Below are 24,094 nucleotides of genomic sequence, written 5' to 3'. Positions count from 1 at the left end.
CCGTTGAGTTTCTCGCGGTTTTCGCGGCTGATCGAGAGGGCCTGTTTATGCACGTTCTGCGCGCGTCGCAGGCTGTGGGTGATCATGCCGGCGGCAACCGTGGCGTTGCTGATGCGATCGACCAGGATGAAGCTGCCAAGGGTCTTCGAGTGTTGATAGCTGTCGTAGACCATTGGTTTGCTGATGGCGAGCGTACACACGCTGATATCGTTCAGCAGTAGTTGGGTGCTGGCGTCGTGGGCCAGGGTGTTGATGTCCACCCGGTATTTGATGGTGGTGATGGAGGCGCTGGCCCATTGCGAGGCAAGCTTGATGTCGTAGTTGCGGCCGTGCAGCCCGGCTTCTTCGTCCATCCACACCAGCGTTGCTTCAAACTGGTCGGTGGTTTCCAGCGGGTTCTTGCTCAGTGAAATGATGTCGCCGCGAGATGCATCGATTTCCCGGTCGAGCTTCAAGGTGACGGCGTCGCCGCGCTCGGCCTGTTGCATCGAGCCGTCCATGCTGACAATTTCCGCCACCGTTGCGGTTTGACCGGAGAGGGTCACGCGGATCTCGTCGCCGACGTTGACCTTGCCTTCGCCAACATAGCCGCTGAACCCGCGGAACGAGGCGTTCGGCCGATTCACCCACTGCACGGGAAACACCAGGCGTTCGGCTTCTGGTGCGGTGATTTGCGCGGTTTCCAGGTAACCCATCAGCGTTGGGCCGTTGTACCACGGCGTGTGGGCCGAGCGCTGGGTGATGTTGTCGCCCTTGAGCGCACTGACAGGAATGGCCGTGACCTTCTCAAAGCCCAGTGTCTGGGTGAATGCCTGGAAGGTCTCGACGATACGCTGGAAGGTGTCCTGATCAAAGTTGACCAGATCCATCTTGTTCACGGCCAGCGCCACGTGACGGATACCCATCAGTGATGTCAGGTAGGCGTGACGCCGGGTCTGGGTCAGCACGCCTTGCCGCGCATCGACAAGGATGATTGCCACGTCGGCAGTGGATGCACCGGTCACCATGTTGCGCGTGTATTGCTCATGGCCCGGCGTATCGGCCACGATGAATTTGCGTTTGGCAGTTGCGAAATACCGGTAGGCCACATCGATCGTGATGCCCTGTTCACGCTCCGCCGACAAGCCGTCGACCAGCAACGCAAAGTCGATGTCAGCACCTTGGGTGCCATATTTTTTCGATTCGTTTTTCAGGGTTGCCAGTTGATCGTCGGTCAATTGCCGGGAGTCCCACAGCAGGCGACCGATCAGGGTGCTTTTGCCGTCGTCGACGCTGCCGCAGGTGATAAAACGCAGCAGGTCCTGGCCTTGTTGCTGTTCGAGGTAAGCCTCAATGGTCGAGGGTTGTTGCGGGGCAATTGCCAGGGCTTTAGGGGACATCAGAAGTATCCTTCTTTCTTTTTCTTTTCCATGCTGGCGGAGCTGTCACTGTCGATGGCTCGGCCTTGCCGTTCGGAATGACTGGAGTCCAGCAACTCAAGCAAAATGTCAGCCACGGTGGTGGCGTTCGATTCCATTGCGCCGGTCAGCGGGTAGCAACCCAGGGTGCGGAAGCGAATGTTCCTGGCTTCGATTTTCTCGCCGGGCAGCAGGGGCATGCGGGCGTCATCGACCATGATGGTCATGCCGTTGCGCACCACGACGGGACGCTCCTTGGCGAAGTACAGGGGGACCAGCGGAATGTTTTCCTGGTAGATGTATTGCCAGATATCAAGCTCGGTCCAGTTGGATAACGGGAACACACGAATGCTCTCGCCCGGTTTTTTTCGCGTGTTGTAGAGGTTCCACAATTCGGGGCGCTGCTGTTTCGGGTCCCATTGGTGGCTCTGGGTGCGGAACGAAAAGATGCGTTCCTTGGCCCGGGATTTCTCTTCATCGCGGCGTGCGCCGCCGAACACCAGGTCGAACTTGTATTTGTCCAGTGCTTGCTTGAGGCCTTCGGTCTTGGTGATGTCGGTGTGCAGTGCCGAACCATGATCAAAGGGGTTGATGCCCTTGCTGATGGCTTCCGGATTGATGTGCACCAGCAGGTCCATACCGCTTTCTCGTGCCATCAGGTCGCGGAAGAGGTACATCTCCTGGAATTTCCAGCGCGTATCGACGTGCAGCAAAGGCAGTGGCGGTGGAGACGGGTAAAAGGCCTTGCGTGCCAGATGCAGCATCACCGCGCTGTCCTTGCCCATCGAGTACAGCATCGCGGGGTTTTCCGCCTCGGCCACCGCCTCGCGAATGATTTGCAGGCTTTCGGCTTCAAGATGCTTGAGGTGGGGCGTGCGCACCTTCAGCATATCGACCGGACCGATCTGGCTGCTTGTGTTCAGTATGGCCGGGTACCCCAGCAGTCCGAACTCAACCAGTTCTGGCGCAGTGGCCTGCCTGCAAACGTTGACCAGGCGACCACTGGGGAAGATGACGATGTTCTTGGCGATGTGGGCCTGCAGGCGACGCAGTGCAGCGCTTAGCGATGGAGCGTCAACCGGTTCGATCCCGAGTGGCAACCAGTAGCGCGCACCTCGGGCGTCGTTGGCGTGCAAGACGTCCGTGCCGTCTGCGGTGCGATGCAGCTGGGCATATAGCACCAGTTTGCGTTTGATCCGGGCCTTTTCAATCTCCCAGTCCAGAACCGAGGGTGTCGGACTGCGCCCGGATTCGTCACTCAGGTTTTGCGCATTGAGCGTATCGGGCAGAAGTGCAAGCTCGTGCAAGCGTCGTTCGGCGGTGCGCTTGGTGTCAGCTTGATTGAGTTGATTGAGATGGACGAAGGCCTGCTGCGTATCCCATACAACCGGGGCATCGAGGCCAAGAAGATCGGGGTTTGCCACTGGATAGCTTCCTTGTCGCAAAATGTTGATTTTGCTTTTTTGGATTCTGGTTATTATGTTTTATCGAGTCTTTTCGATTTATTTTGCAATTAAAGCACAAATTGCGACACTGGTTCATTGAATGTTTACGTGCCTGCACCTCAACGCCGTGTCACGCAGTAACCCATTGCCATTCTTGTGCAGCGCTGGTTATAGTCAGCCCTCGGCAGGTTCATGACCTGCTTTTCCACTCCTGAAAAAGATCAGCCCAATGCCTGCATCCCTCATCAACGCGGTAGTCGATTCAGCGGTCAACGCTGGCGTCGTGCCGTGCGGGAATCAGCAGCCGGGGCAGATCAGTCATTACCCCCCTCCTGTCAGTCGCACGCCAGTGTGCGCGGTGGTCTCACCGCCAGGCGTTGGCATTTCGGGCTGATCGGCTGCTTTCTGCCGTTCCCCCTGCCAACCCGAAAAAAAACGACTGAATTTCAGCTTCGGCTGAGTTGGCTTTTTGCCTGACTACAGGTGGTATTCATGTTTGTCCTTTCGAAAAACTCCGTGCTCGCGGCGGCGTCCACGAGCCTGTTCGTTTTGCTGTGGAGCAGCGGGGCGATTTTCTCCAAGTGGGGGCTGGCCCACGCGTCACCCTTCGCCTTTCTGGTGTTTCGTTTTGTCATTGCCCTATGCGGCCTGGTGTTGCTGGTGCCGTTGCTCAAGCTGAAGTTGCCCAAGGGCGGCAAACCGATGCGGTATGCGATGGCTACCGGCGTGGTGTTGTTGGGGGCGTATCAGATTTTCTATCTGCTGGCCCTGGACCTTAAAGTCACGCCCGGGGTGATGGCGACCATCATGGGCGTGCAACCGATCCTCACCGTGGTGCTGATGGAGCGCGAGCGCTCCTGGAGCCGGATATTCGGTCTGGCCCTGGGGCTGACCGGCTTGGTCATGGTGGTCTATCAGGGAATCGGGCTGGCGGGGATGTCGCTGGCCGGGATGCTCTTCGGTCTGCTGGCGCTGGCGAGCATGACCTTCGGTTCGATCATGCAGAAACGCATCACCGACAATCCCCTCGGCACATTGCCGGTGCAATATCTGGCCGGGCTGCTGTTGTGCGGGATTTTCGTACCCTTCCAGCCATTTCACTTCGAGCACGGCAGCGGTTTCATCCTGCCGGTGCTGTGGATGGGGCTGGTGGTGTCGGTGCTGGCGACACTGTTGCTCTACCGTTTGATCGCCAGGGGCAATCTGGTGAACGTCACCAGCCTGTTTTATCTGGTACCGGCGGTCACAGCGGTGATGGACTATCTGATCTTCGGCAATCGCCTGGCGCTGTTGAGCCTGTTCGGCATGCTGATGATCATCGTCGGTCTGGTGTTTGTGTTCCGTAAACCTGCATAAACCGGAGAAGGCCTGTTGCAATGCTCCGGGCCTTTTTCATTTGGCCAGTGCATACCCGGCACGCACCGAATTCATGAACGGCTGCATTGCCGAAGACTGAATGCGATGGGGAGATGAGTGCTTCTACCTTGTGATTGTCGGAGTATGGGCTGACGCCATCGCGAGCAGGCTCGCTCCCGCAGGGTTCTGCGCTGAACACAGAGTTTGTGTACAGCACCGACCTCTGTGGGAGCGAGCCTGCTCGCGATGACATTTTCAGCATCCCGGCAGCTCTACCGGTCCGCCACCATTTGCGGTTTCACAGCAGCCGGCTTCAACACCAACCACAACGCCAGCGCAATCAACAACCCGCCATAGATATGCGCCATCGACAGCGGCTCATCGAGAAACAGCGCCCCCCACAACACGCCGAACAGCGGGATCAAAAAGGTCGTAGTCATCGATTTCACCGGACCAATCGAACTCAGGAGCCGGAAGTAAACAATGTACGCAAACGCCGTGCATCCCAGCCCCAACCCCAGCAACGAGAGCCAGACACTCCAGCCGCCCCAGGTCGCGGGTGGTTGGCTGATCACGCTGTAGCCGAACAGCGGCAGCAGGAACAACGTCGCGCCGAGCATGCTGCCCAGCGCCGACAGGCGGCTGTCGAGCCCACCGGCCTGATCGAGCCAGCGGCGGGCCAGAAACCCCGCAAATCCGTAGCAAGTAGTTGCGAGCAGACAGGCGACGGCCCCCATCAGCAGTTGCATGTCGAACGTCACCGGGCCGGCACGGGTCAGCACGCCCACGCCGAACAGCCCCAGGAACACGCCGCCGAGTTTGGCGCCAGTGAGCCTTTCATGGAAAAACAGGCCGCCGATCAGCACGCCCATCAAGGGGAAGTAGTCGGCAACCGTAAGGTGATATCCTCACCGTCTGATTATGAGGCTACCACCATGCCCACGGCATACAGTTACATCCGCTTCAGCAGTGCCCAGCAGGCTCACGGCGACAGCCTAGCCCGTCAGCACGAGTACATTGCCCGCTGGCTGATAACGCACACTGAGTACGTCAGGAGCGACCTTAGCTTCAAGGATTTGGGGATCAGTGGCTACAGCGGCAAGCACCTCGACAACGGGTTTGGGAAGCTGCTCGCTGCTATCGAAACCGGTGTAATCAAGTCCGGCGATGTGATTCTGATTGAGGCAATCGACAGGACCGGGCGCCTTGAGCCAACCCAGATGTTTCCATTGCTCGCTGACATTGTGAACGCTGGTGTTGATATCGTGACTCTGGACGATGGGATCACGTACAACCGTGAGTCAGTCAACACAAACCATTTGTTCCTGTTGATGGCGAAGATTCAACAAGCACACCAGTATTCAGACGCACTCAGCCGTCGAATTAAAGAAGCCTACGTCCGTAAACGTGCGAAGGCTGCTGAAGGTGGTGGTGCAAAACGTCGCACACCGTTATGGCTGGATGCTGAAGGCAAGTTGGTTGAAGACGTTGCTCCGTTCATTGTGAGCATCTTTCAGGATTACGCTGATGGTATTGGCGAGCGTCGAATCCTTGCACGTATCCGGGGCCAACATCCGCTCCTAGACAATCTGAATCCCACCACTATCAAGAAGTGGTTGAGGAATCCTACGGCTATCGGTCGTTGGCAACCTTGGCCCATCGATGGCGTGGAGCAGGCACCAATCGAAGACGTATATCCCGCTGTGGTCAGCAAAGAACTCTGGCACCGAGTACAGAAGCGTTTGGCATCTGGCACCAAGATCAAATCAGCATCAACGCTCTACCTGCTTTCTGGTCTGGTGAAGTGTGGTCGCTGTGGTAAGAACTTCGGTGTGGTTAACACGAAGCGGTCCCCGGCTGTGATGTTGTGCATGGGGCGTCATAGGTTGGGTGAAGCTGGTTGCAGCAATAGCCGTTCGATCCCGATGCACGTCCTAGACTTCGTTCGTAGTCAGACAATGTACGGCGCCATGCAACGCGCCGCTGCTAGTCAGAATCTGTCATCTGGCGAGAAGCGAATGATCGAGATTGACGGCGAGTTAACCGAGCTTCGTCGTCGTGAAACGAACGCTGCTGATGCTGTCGTGCAATACGGATTGGCGAAAGTATTCACGGACGCACTCGACAAGGTGTTGGTGCTGATTGACCAGCTTGAGCAGGAGAAAGCACTGCTGAAGGTGGCGCCTGCTCCATCGACGTTAGACGACATGATCGACCTTCAACACACGTTGATGGATGACGACGAACAACGGCTGAATGCACTGCTACAAGGCGTCGGCTATTCCATCGTTTGTGATGACTCTACGATCACCGTAGACGAGCCCCATTTGCAAACTGGGGGCATCACTCAAGTGTACGAGTACAAAGGCTCACACCGTCCCACAGAGACTTACAGGGTCATCGAAAATGGTCGTATCGAGCATCACCTTGATATGCCCAACTCCAAGCGGGTGGCTGCTGCAATAGCTGAGCTTGAAGCTACGCCAATCACACAAACCCTTCGTTGGAATGGTGAGGAATTTGTCGAGGACGTTTCCTAAAGGCAGCTGTAAGAAACCGTGTGGCCTGTGATGCCTTCGTCTGCATCAGTCAACAGGAAATGCACGATGGCGTCCCTCCCGGCTGAATCGCAAGCTCTAGGATTTTTAAAGATGCGATCTAGCCGGGTATCCGCACAGCCAAACCCCTCCTTGCAATGACGAATCGTCAAGAGCGTGGCGCGTGCGTCATCGCTTACGAGTGGTCTCATACCTGCGTTCTGAATCAGGCCGTCAGCGTTCGCTGTGTTGAGGGCCAGGAGCAGGACAATGCTCGCTATCAATCCCTTCATAAATTATTCCTTGTGTTGTATTGGGGGCGTTCCCCCGTAGAATCTAAGTGCCATCGACTTGAGCGGCCTTCTTTTGGAGTGATGAAATGTTGAAAAGCTTTTTGTTCAATCGTCCCGACTGGTTCAAGCACGAAGGCTACTGGCGACTGGTTCAAGTATTGAGAATTGGAATACCGGCAGCAGGTGTGCTGTTAGGCGTAGGACTTGCGTTGCTAGACCATAAGGTCCAATCAGGGATCGGTATGATAATTTCCAGCGTGGCTGTTCTCTTTGGTATCCACCTTGCAATGTATTTGATCGTATGGATTATCGAAGGCTTCAAGGGTGGCGAAAAGTCTTCCTGATAACGCAAGATTCAGGCGTCATAGAGCCCGCCACGATGCGGGCTTTTCTTTCACCGATTTCCAAATACGCGAAAATCGGGATAGCACTTCTGGTGTGATTTCCCAAATCCGCCGCCGGGAGCAGGGGACTCTCGAAGAGAGTGGCTAGCACAGGGCTGGGAAAAAATAAGCTGTGGCTTCCCAATCCGCCCAAAATTTTATGGGCACTTTTCGGGAAGAGGGGGTGGGGGCATTCTGGAAAATATAATCTGGTCGCACCATCAGAGCTACCAAGCAAGAAACGACGGGCTCAAATAGAAAGCTACGCAATTTCATAATAAGTTGGGCAACTCTGTGCCCGCTGGAAGCTCCTACAGGCTCAGAAGGCGACGTTGAGAGCCAGCATCAGGCGACGTACTGCCGTTGGTGTGAACTCGCTACCACGAGCGGTACGCAAGCTTTTAGCGTTGAGGCAATCAGCTACTGACTGAAGGGTTTTGATCTTGTCGTGAAGGCAGGACTTCAGGTGTGGTTCTATGGCTGCTTGGTAGCTGGCGATTTTATCCATACGGATTGCATTGGCTGCTGTGATATCAGCGACTGCACGACCTTTGGCGAGTGCGTCAGACCTGTTCTTTACCTTCTGCACTGCTACAGCATCACCAGCGTCAGCACGGCTCTGAAGGGCTGCTAGAGCTTCACGGGTACGGCCTGAAATGAACTCGCGTTCTTGTTGTGCCAAGGCAGCGTACAGGTGCAGTTCAAAAGTCTGGGCTTGAGGCATGGTTGCCACTTTGAACTTGGTGGTTTTCATCAAGCCTGCAATGTGGTGAACATCACGACTCAGACGATCCAGCTTTGCAACCACTAATTGAGCGTTCTGCTCCTTGCACATAGCCAAAGCCTTTGCACCTTCAGGGCGGTCCTCGATAGCCAGCTTGCCCGATACCACGTCAACGAATTCACCAACGATCTCCCAGCCATTCTGACTAGCAGCACGGGTGATGTAGTCGCGTTGTGCATCCAGGCCTAGACCTGAATCGCCTTGGCCTCGGGTAGAGACTCGAATGTACGCAACTACTTTCATGGTGGTGCTCCGTTGTGTGTGGAAGCAGTTTACGGAGAAAGACAGCGAATTGTCAATTGGGGGAACGACCGTTAGTGCAATTGAAAATATCCGCTCCTGCCAAATGACAAACCCTGATTTAGTGGGCTTGGGTGAAATATTGCGTATTCCTGAAGAAATCGGTTGACTGATTCCAATATTCGTGGATTTGCTAGGTGGGTCATCGAATTTCATTCGAATTTGCACAAAAACGATTATTGGTGTGCGTGAAGCGATCAGGCTTAGCATCAAGGGCGTTCAAGCCCCGTATTCATTGGGGTTGGTCTGTAGGTGGCGCGTACTGCCATCAGGGAAGCCACTAGCCGGTAAGGGTTTCAGCCAGTTATGGGCAGGTTGTTATCAGGTTATTGGAGGCGGGGAGCGTGCCCTTGGGCTGTATGCACAGTGTAGAAAGCTGACCAACTGGACAGCGGCCCGATAGGGCAATCAGCTACACACCACGGATTACGTGGCCTACAGCAGTATACAAGTGTTGATATATACAAGTGTTGATATAGTGTCGCATGATATATAGGGGACCGAAGGTCAACGACGTATCATCTGGAAAGCGACAGCTTTCAGTAGGATTACCACTGAAGCTTGATCACAATTGAAATTTATTACGGGCACTAACTCACGTAGTGAAGCCCGTACTTAAGAAGGTTGCTCTCAGGCTTTCGCCTGTCCGTGCTAACCGTTGACCGAAGGTCAGATGGTATAACACTATCAAGCAAGCTTGATGGTAGGTACTAGGTTAGAAATGATTCACTTCGTTCATCAGTAATTTTTATTACTTTTCTAACAAAGATAAACTTTCAAGAGTAATACCATCAGGCTACCGCCTTGACCGTGCTAAACCATCGGCTACGCCGACTGTGCTCAGCTGAGACGTACCGTCTCTATATAGTCCCGGAATATCTTTTTGACTGTGTGGACCTTCCAAGGCTGTCGCCTTCTATAGTCCCGGAATATCTTTTTCAGTGGTCAGACTTCAGCTTACGGCGATGATATCCAGTCGCTTCGCTTCTGGTCGTTCGCTGTGCTCTCTATATCATGCGACACTATATCCGCAAATGCATATGCACAATTGTGCATAGCGCTCTAGGCCGGGCATTGCAGCCAGATTTACAGGATATTCCTGTCTGGTTGGTCAGTTATTGAATGACAGATTGTTATAGATATGCGACAGATTGCCGCGATGGATATGCCGTTCCGGCTATCGCAAATACGAACAGAAGGTCAACAACTTGCAGGAGCAGTTGAACACTCTACAGTTTATCTCCAACAAGAGATATGACTTGATCGAGGATGACAACAAAAGGACTAGACGTGAAATTGATGACCTTAGAGAACGTGCAAGAGCCCGCTCCCGTAATTAACGGGGCGGGCCTTTTTATGCCTGAGATTCTAGACTTGTGCAGACTACAAGTCTAGCTTTTATTCCTCCTTCAGCAAGTAGGCGTTCGAAATCACCTTGAACGAGAAGTCTCGCTCCATCGATTTGTACACGAAGCCTTCACGGTATTTACCCTTCAGGCCACTTGGGCCTTCAGCATCCGCCAGAGCCGCTGCAACGTCCACAGGGAGCGTTACGGCATGTGGGCTACCCAGAGGTACGTGTTACAGCGTTATGCTGCAACTGCCTGCTTTTGCTCGTTGTAAGCGGCGATGAAGTCCACTTCGGCTTGCAAGGCTTCGTACAGGCCAGGATTTCGATCAAGGTACATCTGCATCCCGTTCAGGGCATATCTTGCGCATTGCCCGATCAGTGCCACCTGAGTCTTCCCGAGTGGTTCGCCCTTGGAGTTCCTGAAGGCAGCACCTACCGACTCCGTGCTGATGATATCCATTTTCACTGCTGCGAAGACATGGGCGGGACTTACGTTCAGCTTGCCCTTGCTCGCCTTGGCGACGGTGTAGCACGCTCCCATGACGTAATCTTCAACCCAGTTTTGAAGTGGTTGGCCGTTGCTCGATCTTTCTTCTACGTCAGCCAAGCTAACGTGCATCGCGATCTTGTTGATCGTCACTTTCTTAGGTCGTGTGACGCGCTTCACTGGCAGGACCGCAACGGTGGTTGCTGGTGGCTTCTGTGCTTCGATATGGGCGTCGTTAGCGGATGCCTTGAGTCGTAGAGCATCTTTTATATGCTCTGGGCTCAGCGGCGCTTGTACGGGCTTCTGTGCGGTCGGAAGTTGCTCATGGTTGTCTGTCGGGGCGATGAATTGAGTGGTTGTGTAAGTGTGGATAACCTCGGTTAGTTCGCCGGTTGCAAAGTTGATTTCCATCTTGAAAGTTTGGTGCGTTGAATTCATTGTTGTTGTTCTCCGTGTTAAGCGATTAGATATTCTGGGTGGGTTAGATGGGGCATGCCGACGGAGCATTCAGATACAATGAACGCGTGCTCGATTGGGTGGTCTGGGAACTGTTTTATTGCATTCAAAACTTTTGTATACGCTGGCAAAGTCTTTCCTTTGAGTGAAATTCTGACTCCGTAGCGTCTAGCAAAAATCAGTGGAATGGTGAGCAAGAGTTCTTCGTACCAGTGTCGAGTTTGATGGCGTTTGTTGTTGGCATTAGCAGCAGCAGAGATTGCGCGGAGGTTGCAAGGGCGATTGTCCTCACCGTTGTGATTGACGTGATCTACAAACCAGCCGTCTCCCTGTTTTAGTGGGCGAGCCCAAGAGAAGGCTTTTGCAACCATGCGGTGAACAAACTGGTTTCCACGCTTGCCATCGTCACCTGTAAGAGTTACGCGGTAATACTGTTGCTTCGGGTTGAAGTTCTGTTGCACGATTTCGCAAGTGTGCGTATCGCGTATACGTCCGCCTGTAGAGGCTTCGTATCTGGTGAAGTCTGGAATGGTTCTCCATCTTTCATCGCCGGTAATGCACTTGATATGCTCAAGAGTGAAGTACACGTCAGATGGGTGGAAAGAGTTGGTATCGGTTGTTGGGTTGTTAAATCTGGATTTCATTTTTGTTATTCCTTCTATGGGAAGTAGAAGGCAATACGGAGACGTACCACTAGCTTTGTGTGATGTGGGGAAGAGTCAGGAGGTATTGCCAAGAGGGTAGCCACAGGGCGTGGCTTCGTTAGTGTGCGATGAATGCACCGAGTGGGGAGAGTTCTGGTGCTACAGGATTTGGTTCTCTGTACACTCTCCGTTGTTGAATTGGCTCGCGTTGTGTGGCTTCAATTTGTATATCTTCAGCATGCTCTGGGAGAGCCCGTATAAACGCTGTAGCGAGGTCTGCACGCACTTGCAGCGGGATAGCATTGGCGTGCTTGCCAAGAGCGTCTAGAAGCCCTTGTAGGAGCCCGTACATATCATATGTATTGTAATTCCTCACTGCCATCTGGCCTCTTTACGATATTGCTCAACATGCCTGTCTTTACGGCGTTTACGTTGACGCGGTTGAAAGTCTTCTTCTGGCGTGTAGTCCCATTCAACAACTTCAACGATTGTCAGAGGATTGACCGTGATATCACTGGCGAGTGTCTCTTCAGTTTTCAATTCAACGATTGGCTTCTTCTTCAAGGAAAGTATTGGTTTAGCCATTATTTCTTACCGTACTTCGCTTCAAGAATTTGTGTAGTGATGTCGTAGCCGTCTTTGATTGCGGTTTGAGCGTCTTCTTCAAGGGCTCGCTTGTAAATTTCGGTAATGCTTGCTTTCTCTGCCATCAAGAACTTGTACATGGTGTAGAATTGATCTGCTGAAAGGTCTTCAGCAGTCTTCAAGATTGCTTCTGTTACTTCTTCAGGGAAGTGGTTGGTGAGCAGTTGCTTGCGGATATTCATATTGGTTTCCTTGTGTTATTGGTTTGGTAGTTGCTGACTTTCAAGTTGGAGTTGGTCAAGTTCTTCTTGTTCTTGCTTGCATTCGCTCGTTGTCTTCTTTGTTGTGCAAGATAAGAAGATTAGGTAACGGTTGGTTGTGGATTGCTGACGAGCAATGCCTAAGTATTCCTCTCGAAGTTCAAGCGATCTTTGATCAACGTATACTTTCTGCTCTGCCATTCTACGATCCGTGTAGGATGTTGATTCTTTTAATGTGTGAGAATCGCCATTCGATATTTGCGAAGTATTGAAGATGCCGATTGCCAAACTTAAAAGGATAAAGAATAAGAAGGTTCCCAACCAACCCTTTCCGATGTTGATATCGGCCATTGGGGGTGGGCTCCTTTGGTGGGGTAGGGCGAGAGGCCAAAGCCTCTCCCCTTATTGACGAACTTGCGATTGCATGGAGCGGGAATTCCCAATCATGTTGCTCAATGCACGGTCTACCAGTTGTGGAATATTGGCGTCTCGTTTATCAAGTTCTTGAGTAACGTGAGTCATGACCAAAGCACTGTCTTCTTCGGTTGCTTTGCCGTGAAGTTCAATATTGATCTTGGCACCTTCAATATTGACGACAGGGGCGTTGGTAATAGTGGCTGGTGCCATTACGCCAACGGGTGGTTGGGTTGCGAAGTTAACAGCCGTATTAGTTTCTTGCACTCGGTTGAATGCTTCGGCATTCTTCAGGAAGTTATCCATGTTGATTTCAAGTTTTGGCAAGAATCCTGGGGCTATGGCCTGACGATACGGCGTCTCTTTCTCGTCATTGATATTTGGAGTAAGTTTCGACCAATCTCCTGCCTGCTTCTGCCACTCCTCCATGTTGAGTCCAAGTTGTGGCATGAACCCCGGCATTACAGCTTGATTGAATGGCGTCTCTTTCTGATTCCAGATATCGGGGGGTTGATTGACTAAATCGCCAGCTTGCTTCTTGTCGCTTTCTCGGTTGTCTTTGACGTTGAATAGCCAGTTGTAGAAGCCGCCAATAGGACCGCCCTGATGTTGGGAGTTGCCATCAACATTGGAATAGTCGTGTGTGCCAACCATGCTTAGAGATACTGGCACATCTGCCGTTGTCAGACTTTCCTGCGTCTTCTGTTGATCGCTCTTCTCGCTACCATCAGCGTTCTTGTTCGCCATCATGCGAAGAGCGCCAGTCATTACACCTGTAAGAGCAATATCGAATTGTGCAAGGGAGGTCTTGAGCGGCTGCATTGCTTCGTTCAATTCACGCTCTGCCTGAATCCTATCCTTGATTACTTGAGATAGTTCAGCATCAGAGTTGATGTTATTCGTATTCAAGTAAGCTTGGTTATCAGCTCGCTGTTGGGCAGTGGCTACGCTATTGCGGTTGCGTTCAAGCGACTCACCATTGTCTTTGACGAGCTTTCGCATTGCGTTGTCATACCAAGCGTATTTGACGCCTTTTCCGCCCTTCAGGTCTTTGTTGTACGCACCAAGTCCTTTCTGATAATCGGTGATACCTTTTTCGGCCATGTACTCACGGACAACGTAAGGTGTGAGCATGGGCGCTCTGTCGTTGATAATGTTGGCGTCACTTGCAGCGCCAGTACCATCAGACGCCATTTGACCAAGTTGCTTATTCAACTCCTTGTTGTCTTCTTTGCTAGTCCCAGCAACGGAGAACGCTTGTTGACGCACGTTCCAAGTATCGGTGATCTGATCAAGCGTCTTGCCAGCGGCTGCCATGTTGATTGCTAGGGTTCTGAAGTCCTTGGCTGTATCGGTGTCAATTGTTCCGCCGTTCTCGTTCTGTGAGCGAATGAACGAATCACGGTAAGCCTTTACAATCTCAGGGTTATTGCTGATCGACATAAATGTGTTGTTAAAGCCTTGAGCCTCTTGCACACCTTCTTGACGTTCTTTCATTCGATTGTTGAGAGCACCGATAGCGGCAGTAAGGCCACCAACTACAGCACCGATACCGCCTAGAGCCATCAGGCCGCCCATTGCACCAAAGCCGCTGGAGCTTTGAGAGTTTCTGGCGTTCTGGTTGGCTTGCCACTGTTGTTGACGCGCCATCTGCCATTGAAACTTCTGATCTTTCTGAGCTTGGTTAGTTACCTTGTTGGCGTTCGCCTGCTGCAAACTTGCCAACTGTACGGTGTGCTTTGCTGCACGCTGTTGGGCTGTCGTCTGTGCTTGGTTCATCACCTGCTGAATACGTTGAATCTGGGTCATCGACTTCAGGTGTGCGTTGTTAGCCTTTTGGGTAGTTGCACGAGTCTTGGCGGCAATTGCCTCTAGCCTGGCCTGCTTGGCAAGGGAGGCCGTTAGAGCGTTCTGGGAGGCGAACTGTTGCTTGGTCATCCCTTTGGCTCGCATCTGTACAGCGTGAGCCTTAGCGGCCACTACAGCGCCTTCCTGCTGGGACTTTAGAAGGCCAGATACAAGACCTGCTTGCTGTTTTGTTCCTGCATACGTCAACTTCTGTTGTGATAGCTCAGCAGCGAAAGTTGTACGTTTCTGATTGCCTAGAGCAACTTCCGCTCGATGCTCGCGGCTCATAGCGTTGTCTAGTTTGGCCTTGGCCTTGTCGAGTGCAGTTGTATCAACCTTTATCTTCAAAGATTTGTTCATGGAGGCAGCAAGCTTGTTGTACTCAGCTCCCATCTTTGCCATGTGTTGTGTGCTGCGAGCCATCAAGGCTTGGAAGCGTTGTAGCGGGGCGCTGTTAACTTCAAATACTAGCTTGCCCGTTAGCCGTGCGATTTCTTCATTTACATTCATTGTGATTATCTCTTTGCCAGCGATCTAGCGGCGGTCTGGTCTGCTGTAGGACTTACTACGCTCCCGCCAAATGTACGAACTCCAAACTGTGGTTGGTATTGGTTTGTGATGGTTGCAAATGTCGTCGTTAGTGTTGTCTTATTGCCACCAATGTAGAGTTGGTGGGCTCCTTCAATATGACCGAGTCTTACCGCGTCAGTGTAGAAGTCTTCAGTGATTCTGCGTACAGGCATTGTGGAACTAATAGCAATGCACAGACCACGATTCGTATTGAACCAAAATAGATGAAACTTAGGACGCATGCCCAATCTCTGCTTTAGAAAGCGTCGAAAGAATCGAGGGAGCTTAACGATATCCACTCTTGGTCCTACAAGGTAGATACTGTATTGCGTTCCACTTTCGTAGAGTGCGTGAAGATGGCGGTTGGATTGTCGTTTGAATTCTTTAGTCATTAATGGCCTCCTTTGTGTAGGTCTCGGTTTTGGATTTGAGGATCGAATAACAATCAACTGCGTGGTTAAGCACGGATTCATTCAATTCTTTCATTAATTCGAATGCTCCAAGTTCTCCAATAAGTTTTTGATTAGGGTCGTCAGAGCAAAGGGCGAAGATGAATGCCAGTAGTTCGGCTTGTTGTTGCTTGAGGTAAGTTGCTTGCACGGGAATATCTCCTTGGTAATTAGGTGGTATGGTGTTGTATGCGATACGGGAAGTGGTTGGGGGCGATGCCCCCGAAGGATATATTACTTGGCAGTTCGCTTGGTTGCTGGTTTAACTGTTACCTTTTCAGCAATACGAGCTTGAATCTGTGCTGCACGAGCAGCGGCTTTATCAGCTAGTGCGGCTTGTTCTTCAACTTCGACCTCCGCAAGAGCTTCAGCGTAAATACGATCCTTCTCCGCTTGAGTTGCTGCGATATCCTTGGCTTCGCACTCGCCACGATACTTGGCTTCAACTTCTCCATGGATTTTTACAATGTCATCACTCTGATATTGGACGCCCTGTACGCGAACTTCAGCACCATCCAAATCTACTGGTTTCTCTGGTTTTGTAAGAAGGATTTGAGCACTGCTGCCAACCATTGGGATAGTATCTTTGTAAACGTAACCTTTAGCGGCGTAATCGATGTAAGTTGGGATAAGCTCACTTTGATATACGACTGTAGCCATTACGTCAGCACCGACAACCCATCCCGGAATGGCTCGTAGTGTCTTTGGGCAGGTAGTTGCATATGCATCGTATCCGTCAATACGATTTTTGTAATTGGCTGTGGCTTCTGCTTTGAGAGCGTCCAGAGTTGCTTGGTTGAAACTTGTCATTTGTAAATCTCCTATTAATTGGTTTGGGTTGTGTGGGTTGGTTTGGAAAGAATGATATGGCCGGTAATTCCGGCTCCAATCAATGCACTCGCCAAGCAAAGTGCAAGTGTTGCACAGGCTGGAATCATCAGCATTAGTAACTACCTCCAAGGATAGTATTTGCAACGTCATCACCAAAGCGACTACGTGCCCAATCAGCTAGACGCTGACGGTAAACCATTCGTTTGATAGCACCGGCTTTTGTATCGTCTTCAGCTTGAATACGTTCTCTATATTCAGCTGCCTGTTGTTCGCTGGTCTTGCCTGCGATGATCGTAGGGGTTTGGATGTTGATATTGATTGTGAGGTTTTCGATATGAATCATGGGAAGGTAAGTTCCTTATTGGTAGTGTTGTGGGGGTAGTTGGGTTGCTGCTTCTCGCTTTCGCTTTCTAGCGGCTGCTTTACGACAATACTCGTGACAGTATTGGCTGCGGCATGTAAACGCCGTGTAACGTCTGAGGCAATAACCACAGGTTTCAGTCTTGGCTGGCATTGTTTTTTGTCTCCTTCTTTTTCTTTTTCGTTAGAATGCGTTGGCAGCGTCTTGAACAAGACTTACCTTTAGCGGTTAGTGTGATGAATGGAGCGCCGCAGCACTCACAGTTTCGGGTGGTAGCTTGCACGGCTTTACCTCCATAATTATTGGATTGTAGGATTTCAGAGTTTGTGGGGTTTGGGTATTCTGGGGTGGGGCTATTCAGGAAGTGGCGTTTACTTTATGCGGGATGAAAAAATGGGCCATTTCTGGCCCATAACCTTGTTGTCATTTCCCAATGACAATTCACAACACACAAATAGTTTGCCTATTACCATAACCAGAGTTTGAAAAAGCAGATAAGCAAACTGGTTAAAGTCTGTAGGCGGCAGTAGGGGAATAAGTTGCTAGTACATTGCCCTTCACTAGCGGGAAGTGGAAACTCATTCTGAAAAAGTTGGCAAATGGTCTAAGAGGCTGCTGGCACAGAGTCTTAGAAAGAGTTGCCGGGGAAAAAGGAATTTAAAACCCGGCGAAGGCTAACCACTCGGACGCAGTTAGACAGAAGTTGTTAAGAACTTTTATGTCCTCTATATGCCCATTTTACAGGAAGTTCTGAATTTGTCAAGCATTATTTGTGCCAAGTGGTCAAGATATTTATTTGTATCGGTGGGTTGTGGGTCAATAGGGCTGGGCTATTGTGTGGGGTCAGCGTCGTGACGTAGGCACAACCAGCAGGACAACCAGCAGCTATATAAAGGAAGGGAAATCGATCATACCAACAATGCCGATCTTGACGGGGTCGTGGCATTGAAAATCGACGAATAGCCGGCCGGCAGCACCTGCGCGGCCACCGAATAGAGCGTCGCCGGAATCCCGGAGTTGATCACCCCGAGCAGCATCACGGTCTTGAGTTTGCCCTTGAAGTCCCAGCTGATGCGCATCAGCCCGAGAATCACCAGCAGTCCGGCAGCGGCTATCGATACACGGAAAAAAGCGGTCGGAATGCTGCCAATCACCGGGGCAATGATGCGCATGAACAAAAAACTCGCACCCCAAATGGCCGCCAGGGACAGTAAACGGAAAATATCGACGGGGTTCACTGCGCGGTCCTTCCTTGGGGGAGGGGCGAAAGTGTTGCTGAGTGTGTGATCGATGGCAACCGAAAACCGGGCATTTAATTCACCCGGAAAATTACGCTTCTCCTGCACCCGGTTCACTGGCTAAGCTCAAGCCTCCCGAATTCCCGCAGAGGTCTCTCCATGCCGCAGCAATGGCCAGCCGCCGACATCGCCCGCTTGATCCTCGATGGCTTTGACGATTACCGCGAGCATTTTCGCCAGATCACCGACGGCGCCCGGGCCCGTTTCGAGCAAGCCAGGTGGCAAGAGACTCAGTCGGCATCGGCGGCGCGGATCAATCTGTACGAAGACAAGGTCGGTGAAACGGTGGAGCGACTGCGCACCGCGTTTGACGCCGACACCCTGGACGTCAGTTGCTGGCCGCTGGTCAAGAGCGCCTATATCAGGCTGATCGACCTGCGCTTCGACGATGAACTGTCCGAGACCTGGTACAACTCGATCTTCTGCGGGCTGTTCAGCCATGACCTGATCAGCGACGGCTGCATGTTCATCCACACCACCCGGCCGAGCCTGCGCCGTGCCCGGGCCGCGCAAACCCGCACCTACAAGCCGCAAGGCCAATTGTCGGCGATGCTCGCCAGCATCTTTGCCGACTATCGCTTCAGCGAGGATTACGCCGACCTGTCCAGTGACCTGAAACGCCTCGAAGCGCAACTGCGCGAGAACCTGCCGGATTGGGTGTGCAAGGACCCGGAACTGAGCGTCGAGCTGTTTTCCTCGGTGCTGTACCGCAATAAGGGCGCGTACCTGGTGGGGCGTATCTACACCGCCGACGAGCAATGGCCGCTGGCGATTCCATTGCTGCACCTCGAGGGTCGCGGCATCCAGATCGATGCGCTGATCACCGATGAGGCGGACGTGTCGATCATCTTCTCGTTCACCCGTTCGTATTTCATGGTGGATGTGCCGGTGCCGGCGGAGTTCATCGGCTTCCTGCGACGTATCCTGCCGGGCAAGCACATTGCCGAGCTGTACACCTCGATCGGCTTCTACAAGCACGGCAAGTCGGAGTTCTACCGGGCGCTGATCAATCACCTGGCCAACACCGACGACCAGTTCATCATGGCCCCCGGCGTGCGCGGCATGGTGATGAGCGTGTTCACCCTGCCGGGTTTCAACACCGTGTTCAAAATCATCAAGGACCGTTTCTCGCCGTCGAAAAACGTCGACCGCGCCACGGTGATCGAAAAGTACCGCTTGGTGAAAAGCGTCGATCGGGTCGGGCGCATGGCCGATACCCAGGAGTTCGCCGATTTCCGTTTCCCCCTGAGCAAGTTCGATCCGGCGTGTCTGGAGGAGTTGCTGGAAGTCGCACCGTCCACGGTGTCGGTGGAAGACGACACGGTGTTGATCCGTCACTGCTGGACCGAGCGCCGCATGACCCCGCTGAACCTCTACCTGGAAAACGCCAACGAGGCGCAGGTGCGTGAAGCGCTGGAAGACTACGGGCTGGCGATCAAGCAACTGGCGGCGGCCAACATTTTCCCCGGCGACATGCTGCTGAAGAACTTCGGGGTGACCCGTCACGGTCGTGTGGTGTTTTACGACTACGACGAGATCTGCTTTCTGACCGAGGCCAACTTCCGCCACATCCCGCTACCGCGTACACCCGAAGATGAAATGGCGTCCGAACCGTGGTACTCGATCGGGCCACTGGACGTGTTCCCCGAGGAATTTCCGCCGTTCCTGTTTGCCGATTTCGGGCAACGCAAGTTGTTCGATCAGTTGCATGGCGAGTTGTATAACGCCGATTACTGGAAGAGCCTGCAGGAAGCGATTCGGGCGGGGAAGGTGATTGACGTATTTCCTTATCGGCGTAAAGGCCTGGACACCGAGTAGTCCTCTGCAATTGCTGCGCAATTGATCGCGAGCAGGCTCGCTTCCACATTGGGCTGTGGTGTACCCCGATTTTGTGGCCGCTATAGATCCAGTGTGGAAGCGAGCCTGCTCGCGATCGGCCGCGCAGCGGTCGTAAAATCTGCGACAATCCGCACCCTGCGCCACTAGACGACTGAATTGCGTACCCGATGACCGACGAATCGCCCTCCATCGACAAACTGCTGAAAAACCTCGATCACGCCATGCTCGCCGACCGCCACCGGCTGCGGCGGCAGTTGCTTGAGCTGCGCAAGAAACCCGACGAGGCCAGGCTGGGCCAGTGGGTGACGCGGATGCAGGCGTCCTGCGAGCAGGTGTTGGCGCGCAAGGCCAGCTTGCCGGTGATTCGTTACGACGACAGTTTGCCGATCGCCGCCAAGCGCGACGAAATCAAGAAAGCGCTGGAAAAGCACCAGGTGCTGATCATCGCCGGTGAGACCGGCTCGGGCAAAACCACCCAGTTGCCGAAGATCTGCCTGGAAATCGGTCGCGGCCAGCATGGCCTGATCGGCCACACCCAGCCGCGCCGGATCGCTGCGCGCAGTGTCGCCAGCCGGGTCGCCGAAGAACTTGGCACCCCGCTGGGCGCGCTGGTCGGCTATCAGGTGCGCTTCGAGGATCAGAGCGATTCCAGCACCCTGATCAAGCTGATGACCGACGGCATCCTGCTGGCGGAAACCCAGAACGACCGCTATCTGGAACGCTACGACACGATCATCGTCGACGAAGCCCACGAACGCAGCCTCAACATCGACTTCCTGCTCGGCTACCTGAAAACCCTGCTGCCGCGCCGTCCCGACCTGAAGGTCATCATCACTTCGGCGACCATCGACCTGGAGCGTTTCTCCAGGCACTTCGACGACGCGCCGATTGTCGAGGTGTCTGGCCGCACCTACCCGGTGGATACCTGGTATCGGCCGCTGACGCTTGAGCAGGACGAAGAGGGCAACCGCGTCGAGGACGACCTGACGGTGGATCAGGCGATCCTCGCCACCCTCGACGAAATCGCCGCCTATGAGCGCAGTGAACGCCGCAGTCCCGGTGACGTGCTGGTGTTCCTGCCCGGTGAGCGCGAGATTCGCGACGCCGCCGACATGCTGCGCAAGGCCCAGCTCAAGCACACCGAAATCCTGCCGTTGTACGCGCGTTTGTCGCCGGCCGAGCAACAGCGGATTTTCCAGTCTCACCCTGGGCGTCGCGTGGTACTGGCGACCAACGTCGCGGAAACCTCGCTGACTGTGCCGGGCATTCGCTATGTGATCGACAGCGGCACTGCGCGCATCAGTCGCTACAGCTATCGCGCCAAGGTCCAGCGCCTGCCGATCGAAGCGGTTTCCCAAGCCAGCGCCAACCAGCGTAAAGGCCGGTGCGGACGGGTCGAGCCGGGCATCTGCGTGCGCCTGTACAGCGAAGAGGATTTCCTCGGTCGCCCGCAATTCACCGATCCGGAAATCCTGCGTACCAACCTCGCGGCGGTCATTTTGCAGATGTTGCATCTGCGTCTTGGCGAGGTCACCGCGTTCCCGTTCATCGAGCCGCCGGATGGCAAGGCCATCAGCGACGGTTACAACCTGCTGCAGGAACTCTCGGCGGTGGATCGCAATAGCCAGCTGACGCCGCTCGGTCGTCAATTGGCGCGGCTGCCTGTGGACCCGCGCATGGGCCGCATGCTGCTCGAAGCGGCGAAGCTCGGCAGCTTGCAGGAAGTGCTGATCGTCGCCAGCGCCATGTCGATCCAGGACCCGCGCGAGCGTCCGCCGGAGCGTCAGCAAGCGGCGGATCAGGCCCACGCTCAGTGGAAAGACGTCGACTCGGACTTCGCCGGGCTGGTCAATCTGTGGCGCGGTTTCGAAGAGCAGCGCCAGGCGCTGACGGCCAGTCCGCTGCGTAACTGGTGCCGCAAGAATTTCCTCAATTACCTGCGCTTGCGCGAGTGGCGCGACTCCCATCGCCAATTGAGCCTGATCTGCCGCGACATGCAGTTGAGCCTTAATAAAGAGCCGGCGGACTATCCGAAACTGCACAAAGCGGTGTTGGTGGGGTTGCTCAGCCAGATCGGGCAGAAAACCGAAGACGGCGATTACCTCGGCGCGCGCCAGCGGCGGTTCTGGATTCATCCGTCGTCGGGCATCGGCAAGAAGCGTCCGCAATGGCTGATGACCGCCGAACTGGTGGAAACCACCAAGCTCTACGCGCGCATGGTCGCCAAGATCGACGCCGACTGGATCGAGCCGCTGGCCGGGCACCTGATCAAGAAAAACCACTTCGAACCCCATTGGGAGAAGAAGCGCGGCCAGGTCGTGGCGTTCGAGCAGATCACCTTGTTCGGGTTGATCGTGGTCGGGCGCAGGCCGGTGCATTACGGCCCGGTCGACCCGGTGGTGTCCCGCGAGTTGTTCATCCGCGAAGGGCTGGTGCGTGGTGAGATCCAGTCCAGGGCCAAGTGCCTGACGGCCAACAAGCAATTGCTGGAACAGCTCGACGAGCTGGAAGCCAAGGCCCGCCGTCGCGACATCCTCGCCGATGAAGAAACCCTGTACGCCTTCTACGACGCGCGACTGCCGGCGGAGATCCACCAGACCGCGACCTTCGACAGCTGGTACCGGATCAACAGCCAGAAAGACCCGCAGCTGCTGATCATGCGCGAAGAAGACGTGCTGGCCCGTGAAGCCAGTGAAGTCACCGCCCAGCATTACCCGGACACGCTGCATATCGGCGATCTGGAGTTGGCCCTGAGTTATCACTTCGAACCGAACCACCCGCGCGACGGCGTGACCCTGCGCGTGCCGGCGCCGCTGCTGCCGATGTTGCCACCGGAACGCCTGGAGTGGCTGGTACCGGGCGTCATCGAAGCCAAGTGCATTGCCCTGGTGCGCAACCTGCCCAAGGCGCTGCGCAAGAACTTCGTACCGGTGCCGGACTTCGTCAAGGCGGCGTTGCAGCGCATGACCTTTGCCGAGGGCTCGCTGCCCCAGGCCTTGGGTCGCGAGCTGCTGCGCATGACCGGTGCGCGGGTCAGCGATGAAGCCTGGGCCGAGGCGGCGCAGCAGGTCGAAAGCCATCTGCGGATGAACCTGGAAATCGTCGACGCCCAAGGCAAGTTCCTCGGTGAAGGTCGCGATCTGGCCGAACTGACTGCGCGTTTCGCCGAGGCCAGCCAGGCTGCATTGGCGGTACCGCAAACCGCAAAGAGCCAGCAGCCGGTGGAGCCGAAAGTGTTCGCCGCCGTGGCCGAGAAAACCCAGCAGAAGATCGCAGGGCTGTCGATGACGGTCTACCCGGCGCTGGTGGAAGAAGCCGGGACGGTCAAGGAAGGGCGTTTCTCGACCCCGGCCGAGGCCGAGTTCCAGCATCGCCGTGCCCTGCAACGCTTGCTGATGCAGCAACTGGCCGAGCCTGCCAAGTTCCTGCGTGGCAAGTTGCCGGGGCTGACCGAACTGGGCCTGCTGTACCGCGACATGGGGCGCGTCGATGCGTTGGTGGAAGACATTCTGCTGGCCAGCCTCGACAGCTGCATTCTTGAAGGCGAAGACCCGTTGCCCCGCGACGGCGCCGGTCTGGCGTCCCTGGCCGAGCGCAAGCGCGGCGCCTGGACCGAGCACGCCGAGCGTGTGGCGAAGCTGACCCTGGAAATCCTCAAGCTCTGGCATGGCCTGCAAAAACGCTTCAAGGGCAAGATCGACCTGGCGCAAGCCGTGGCCCTGAACGACATCAAGCAGCAGCTCAGCCACTTGGTTTATCCGGGGTTTGTCCGGGAAACGCCGATGCAGTGGCTCAAGGAATTGCCGCGTTACCTCAAGGCGATTGAGCAGCGCTTCGAAAAAATCGGTGCCCAGGTGCAGCGCGACCGGGTCTGGAGCGGCGAATTGTCCGGTCTGTGGACGCAATACCAGACCCGCGCCAGCAAACACGCCCAGGAAGGCAAGCGCGATCCGCAGTTGGAGTTGTATCGCTGGTGGCTGGAGGAATACCGGGTTTCGCTGTTTGCGCAACAGTTGGGAACCAAGGTGCCGATCTCCGACAAGCGATTGAACAAGCAGTGGAGCCAGGTAGAGCCCTGACACAATCCCTGTAGGAGCGAGCTTGCTCGCGATGGTCGTCAACGATAACGCTGGGAACCTGACACCCCACGGCGTTCTCTGGTTCATCGCGAGCAAGCTCGCTCCTACAAGTATTGCGTTGCTCTCG

The 24,094-nt window shown here is 54.4% G+C and carries 19 protein-coding genes and 2 pseudogenes; 5 read left to right on the top strand and 16 right to left on the bottom strand.

Annotated features, from left to right (window positions below):
* Both cysN and cysD read right to left on the bottom strand, forming a co-directional pair.
* A partial coding sequence (gene cysN, locus BSF44_RS17925; RefSeq protein ID WP_095944636.1) for a sulfate adenylyltransferase subunit CysN occupies positions 1-1,379 on the bottom strand: 1,379 nt, incomplete at its 3' end.
* Positions 1,379-2,320 (bottom strand): sulfate adenylyltransferase subunit CysD, encoded by a 942-nt coding sequence (cysD, locus tag BSF44_RS17920; protein ID WP_371918278.1) that lies wholly within the window; start codon positions 2,318-2,320, stop codon positions 1,379-1,381. The genes cysD and cysN, both read right to left, overlap by 1 nt.
* A gap of 1,014 nt (positions 2,321-3,334) precedes the next feature.
* Here cysD and BSF44_RS17915 point away from each other — a divergent pair.
* A complete protein-coding gene (locus BSF44_RS17915; protein WP_095944634.1) occupies positions 3,335-4,198 on the top strand; it encodes a DMT family transporter in 864 nt (287 codons plus the stop codon).
* Positions 4,199-4,470: 272 nt separating this feature from the next.
* Here the strand turns inward: BSF44_RS17915 and BSF44_RS17910 are convergent.
* Positions 4,471-5,079, bottom strand: a pseudogene (locus tag BSF44_RS17910) (DMT family transporter); the annotation flags it as partial.
* Between BSF44_RS17910 and BSF44_RS17905 the strand changes: the two are divergent.
* Both BSF44_RS17905 and BSF44_RS17895 read left to right on the top strand, forming a co-directional pair.
* Positions 5,038-6,738 (top strand): recombinase family protein, encoded by a 1,701-nt coding sequence (locus BSF44_RS17905; protein ID WP_256589100.1) that lies wholly within the window; start codon positions 5,038-5,040, stop codon positions 6,736-6,738. The pseudogene BSF44_RS17910 and the gene BSF44_RS17905 sit on opposite strands and share 42 nt — an antisense overlap.
* A gap of 376 nt (positions 6,739-7,114) precedes the next feature.
* Positions 7,115-7,372, top strand: coding sequence for a hypothetical protein (locus tag BSF44_RS17895; RefSeq protein WP_095944632.1), 258 nt, complete (start codon positions 7,115-7,117; stop codon positions 7,370-7,372).
* Positions 7,373-7,730: 358 nt separating this feature from the next.
* Here BSF44_RS17895 and BSF44_RS17890 read toward each other — a convergent pair whose 3' ends face one another.
* The 13 genes and pseudogenes from BSF44_RS17890 to BSF44_RS17835 all read right to left on the bottom strand — a co-directional run.
* Positions 7,731-8,705 carry a recombinase family protein gene (locus BSF44_RS17890; RefSeq protein ID WP_371918277.1) on the bottom strand — a complete coding sequence of 325 codons (975 nt, stop codon included), beginning with the start codon at positions 8,703-8,705 and terminating at the stop codon, positions 7,731-7,733.
* A gap of 1,379 nt (positions 8,706-10,084) precedes the next feature.
* Positions 10,085-10,771: a hypothetical protein gene (locus BSF44_RS17880; RefSeq protein ID WP_095944630.1), complete on the bottom strand. Its 687-nt coding sequence runs from the start codon at positions 10,769-10,771 to the stop codon at positions 10,085-10,087.
* Between the two features lie 17 nt (positions 10,772-10,788).
* Entirely contained in the window at positions 10,789-11,433 is a 645-nt protein-coding gene (locus BSF44_RS17875) for an NUMOD4 domain-containing protein (protein WP_095944629.1), read from the bottom strand.
* A gap of 372 nt (positions 11,434-11,805) precedes the next feature.
* Complete coding sequence (locus tag BSF44_RS29855; protein ID WP_141250050.1) at positions 11,806-12,018, bottom strand: hypothetical protein; 213 nt, start codon at positions 12,016-12,018, stop codon at positions 11,806-11,808.
* Positions 12,018-12,260 carry a hypothetical protein gene (locus BSF44_RS17865; protein WP_095944627.1) on the bottom strand — a complete coding sequence of 81 codons (243 nt, stop codon included), beginning with the start codon at positions 12,258-12,260 and terminating at the stop codon, positions 12,018-12,020. Before BSF44_RS17865 ends, BSF44_RS29855 begins: the two co-directional genes overlap by 1 nt.
* 15 nt (positions 12,261-12,275) lie before the next feature.
* Entirely contained in the window at positions 12,276-12,629 is a 354-nt protein-coding gene (locus BSF44_RS17860) for a hypothetical protein (protein WP_095944626.1), read from the bottom strand.
* Between the two features lie 51 nt (positions 12,630-12,680).
* Positions 12,681-15,050, bottom strand: a complete 2,370-nt coding sequence (locus tag BSF44_RS17855; protein ID WP_095944625.1) for a hypothetical protein — start codon at positions 15,048-15,050, stop codon at positions 12,681-12,683.
* 5 nt (positions 15,051-15,055) lie between these two features.
* Positions 15,056-15,502, bottom strand: a complete 447-nt coding sequence (locus tag BSF44_RS29850) for a hypothetical protein (RefSeq protein ID WP_141250049.1) — start codon at positions 15,500-15,502, stop codon at positions 15,056-15,058.
* Positions 15,495-15,710 carry a hypothetical protein gene (locus BSF44_RS17850; RefSeq protein ID WP_095944624.1) on the bottom strand — a complete coding sequence of 72 codons (216 nt, stop codon included), beginning with the start codon at positions 15,708-15,710 and terminating at the stop codon, positions 15,495-15,497. Before BSF44_RS17850 ends, BSF44_RS29850 begins: the two co-directional genes overlap by 8 nt.
* Positions 15,711-15,793: 83 nt before the next feature.
* Positions 15,794-16,369 (bottom strand): hypothetical protein, encoded by a 576-nt coding sequence (locus tag BSF44_RS29845; RefSeq protein WP_141250048.1) that lies wholly within the window; start codon positions 16,367-16,369, stop codon positions 15,794-15,796.
* Positions 16,370-16,502: 133 nt separating this feature from the next.
* A complete protein-coding gene (locus BSF44_RS17840; protein ID WP_095944622.1) occupies positions 16,503-16,733 on the bottom strand; it encodes a hypothetical protein in 231 nt (76 codons plus the stop codon).
* Positions 16,730-16,963 carry a hypothetical protein gene (locus BSF44_RS29840; RefSeq protein ID WP_141250047.1) on the bottom strand — a complete coding sequence of 78 codons (234 nt, stop codon included), beginning with the start codon at positions 16,961-16,963 and terminating at the stop codon, positions 16,730-16,732. Before BSF44_RS29840 ends, BSF44_RS17840 begins: the two co-directional genes overlap by 4 nt.
* 702 nt (positions 16,964-17,665) lie before the next feature.
* Positions 17,666-17,989 (bottom strand): annotated as a pseudogene (locus BSF44_RS17835) (EamA family transporter); the annotation flags it as partial.
* A 159-nt stretch (positions 17,990-18,148) separates the two neighbouring features.
* Between BSF44_RS17835 and aceK the strand changes: the two are divergent.
* Both aceK and hrpA read left to right on the top strand, forming a co-directional pair.
* Positions 18,149-19,867, top strand: a complete 1,719-nt coding sequence (gene aceK, locus BSF44_RS17830; protein WP_095944621.1) for a bifunctional isocitrate dehydrogenase kinase/phosphatase — start codon at positions 18,149-18,151, stop codon at positions 19,865-19,867.
* A 188-nt stretch (positions 19,868-20,055) separates the two neighbouring features.
* A complete protein-coding gene (gene hrpA / locus BSF44_RS17825; RefSeq protein ID WP_095944620.1) occupies positions 20,056-23,967 on the top strand; it encodes an ATP-dependent RNA helicase HrpA in 3,912 nt (1,303 codons plus the stop codon).
* Positions 23,968-24,094: the final 127 nt, after the last annotated feature.

The organism is Pseudomonas sp. ACN8 (assembly GCF_002303925.1).
Taxonomy (GTDB): Bacteria; Pseudomonadota; Gammaproteobacteria; order Pseudomonadales; family Pseudomonadaceae; genus Aquipseudomonas.
This window is presented reverse-complemented; position numbering and strand designations above follow the sequence as displayed.

Excerpts from the sequence above, each read along its gene's own strand:
- BSF44_RS17915 (WP_095944634.1), top strand. The coding sequence starts at position 3,335 with ATGTTTGTCCTTTCGAAAAACTCCGTGCTCGCGGCGGCGTCCACGAGC.
- hrpA (WP_095944620.1), top strand. The coding sequence starts at position 20,056 with ATGACCGACGAATCGCCCTCCATCGACAAACTGCTGAAAAACCTCGAT.
- BSF44_RS17840 (WP_095944622.1), bottom strand. The coding sequence starts at position 16,733 with ATGATTCATATCGAAAACCTCACAATCAATATCAACATCCAAACCCCT.
- BSF44_RS29850 (WP_141250049.1), bottom strand. The coding sequence starts at position 15,502 with ATGACTAAAGAATTCAAACGACAATCCAACCGCCATCTTCACGCACTC.
- BSF44_RS17865 (WP_095944627.1), bottom strand. The coding sequence starts at position 12,260 with ATGAATATCCGCAAGCAACTGCTCACCAACCACTTCCCTGAAGAAGTA.
- BSF44_RS29845 (WP_141250048.1), bottom strand. The coding sequence starts at position 16,369 with ATGACAAGTTTCAACCAAGCAACTCTGGACGCTCTCAAAGCAGAAGCC.
- BSF44_RS29855 (WP_141250050.1), bottom strand. The coding sequence starts at position 12,018 with ATGGCTAAACCAATACTTTCCTTGAAGAAGAAGCCAATCGTTGAATTG.
- BSF44_RS17875 (WP_095944629.1), bottom strand. The coding sequence starts at position 11,433 with ATGAAATCCAGATTTAACAACCCAACAACCGATACCAACTCTTTCCAC.
- BSF44_RS17905 (WP_256589100.1), top strand. The coding sequence starts at position 5,038 with ATGGAAAAACAGGCCGCCGATCAGCACGCCCATCAAGGGGAAGTAGTC.
- BSF44_RS17860 (WP_095944626.1), bottom strand. The coding sequence starts at position 12,629 with ATGGCCGATATCAACATCGGAAAGGGTTGGTTGGGAACCTTCTTATTC.
- BSF44_RS17895 (WP_095944632.1), top strand. The coding sequence starts at position 7,115 with ATGTTGAAAAGCTTTTTGTTCAATCGTCCCGACTGGTTCAAGCACGAA.
- BSF44_RS17890 (WP_371918277.1), bottom strand. The coding sequence starts at position 8,705 with ATGCTAAGCCTGATCGCTTCACGCACACCAATAATCGTTTTTGTGCAA.
- BSF44_RS17880 (WP_095944630.1), bottom strand. The coding sequence starts at position 10,771 with ATGAATTCAACGCACCAAACTTTCAAGATGGAAATCAACTTTGCAACC.
- aceK (WP_095944621.1), top strand. The coding sequence starts at position 18,149 with ATGCCGCAGCAATGGCCAGCCGCCGACATCGCCCGCTTGATCCTCGAT.
- BSF44_RS17855 (WP_095944625.1), bottom strand. The coding sequence starts at position 15,050 with ATGAATGTAAATGAAGAAATCGCACGGCTAACGGGCAAGCTAGTATTT.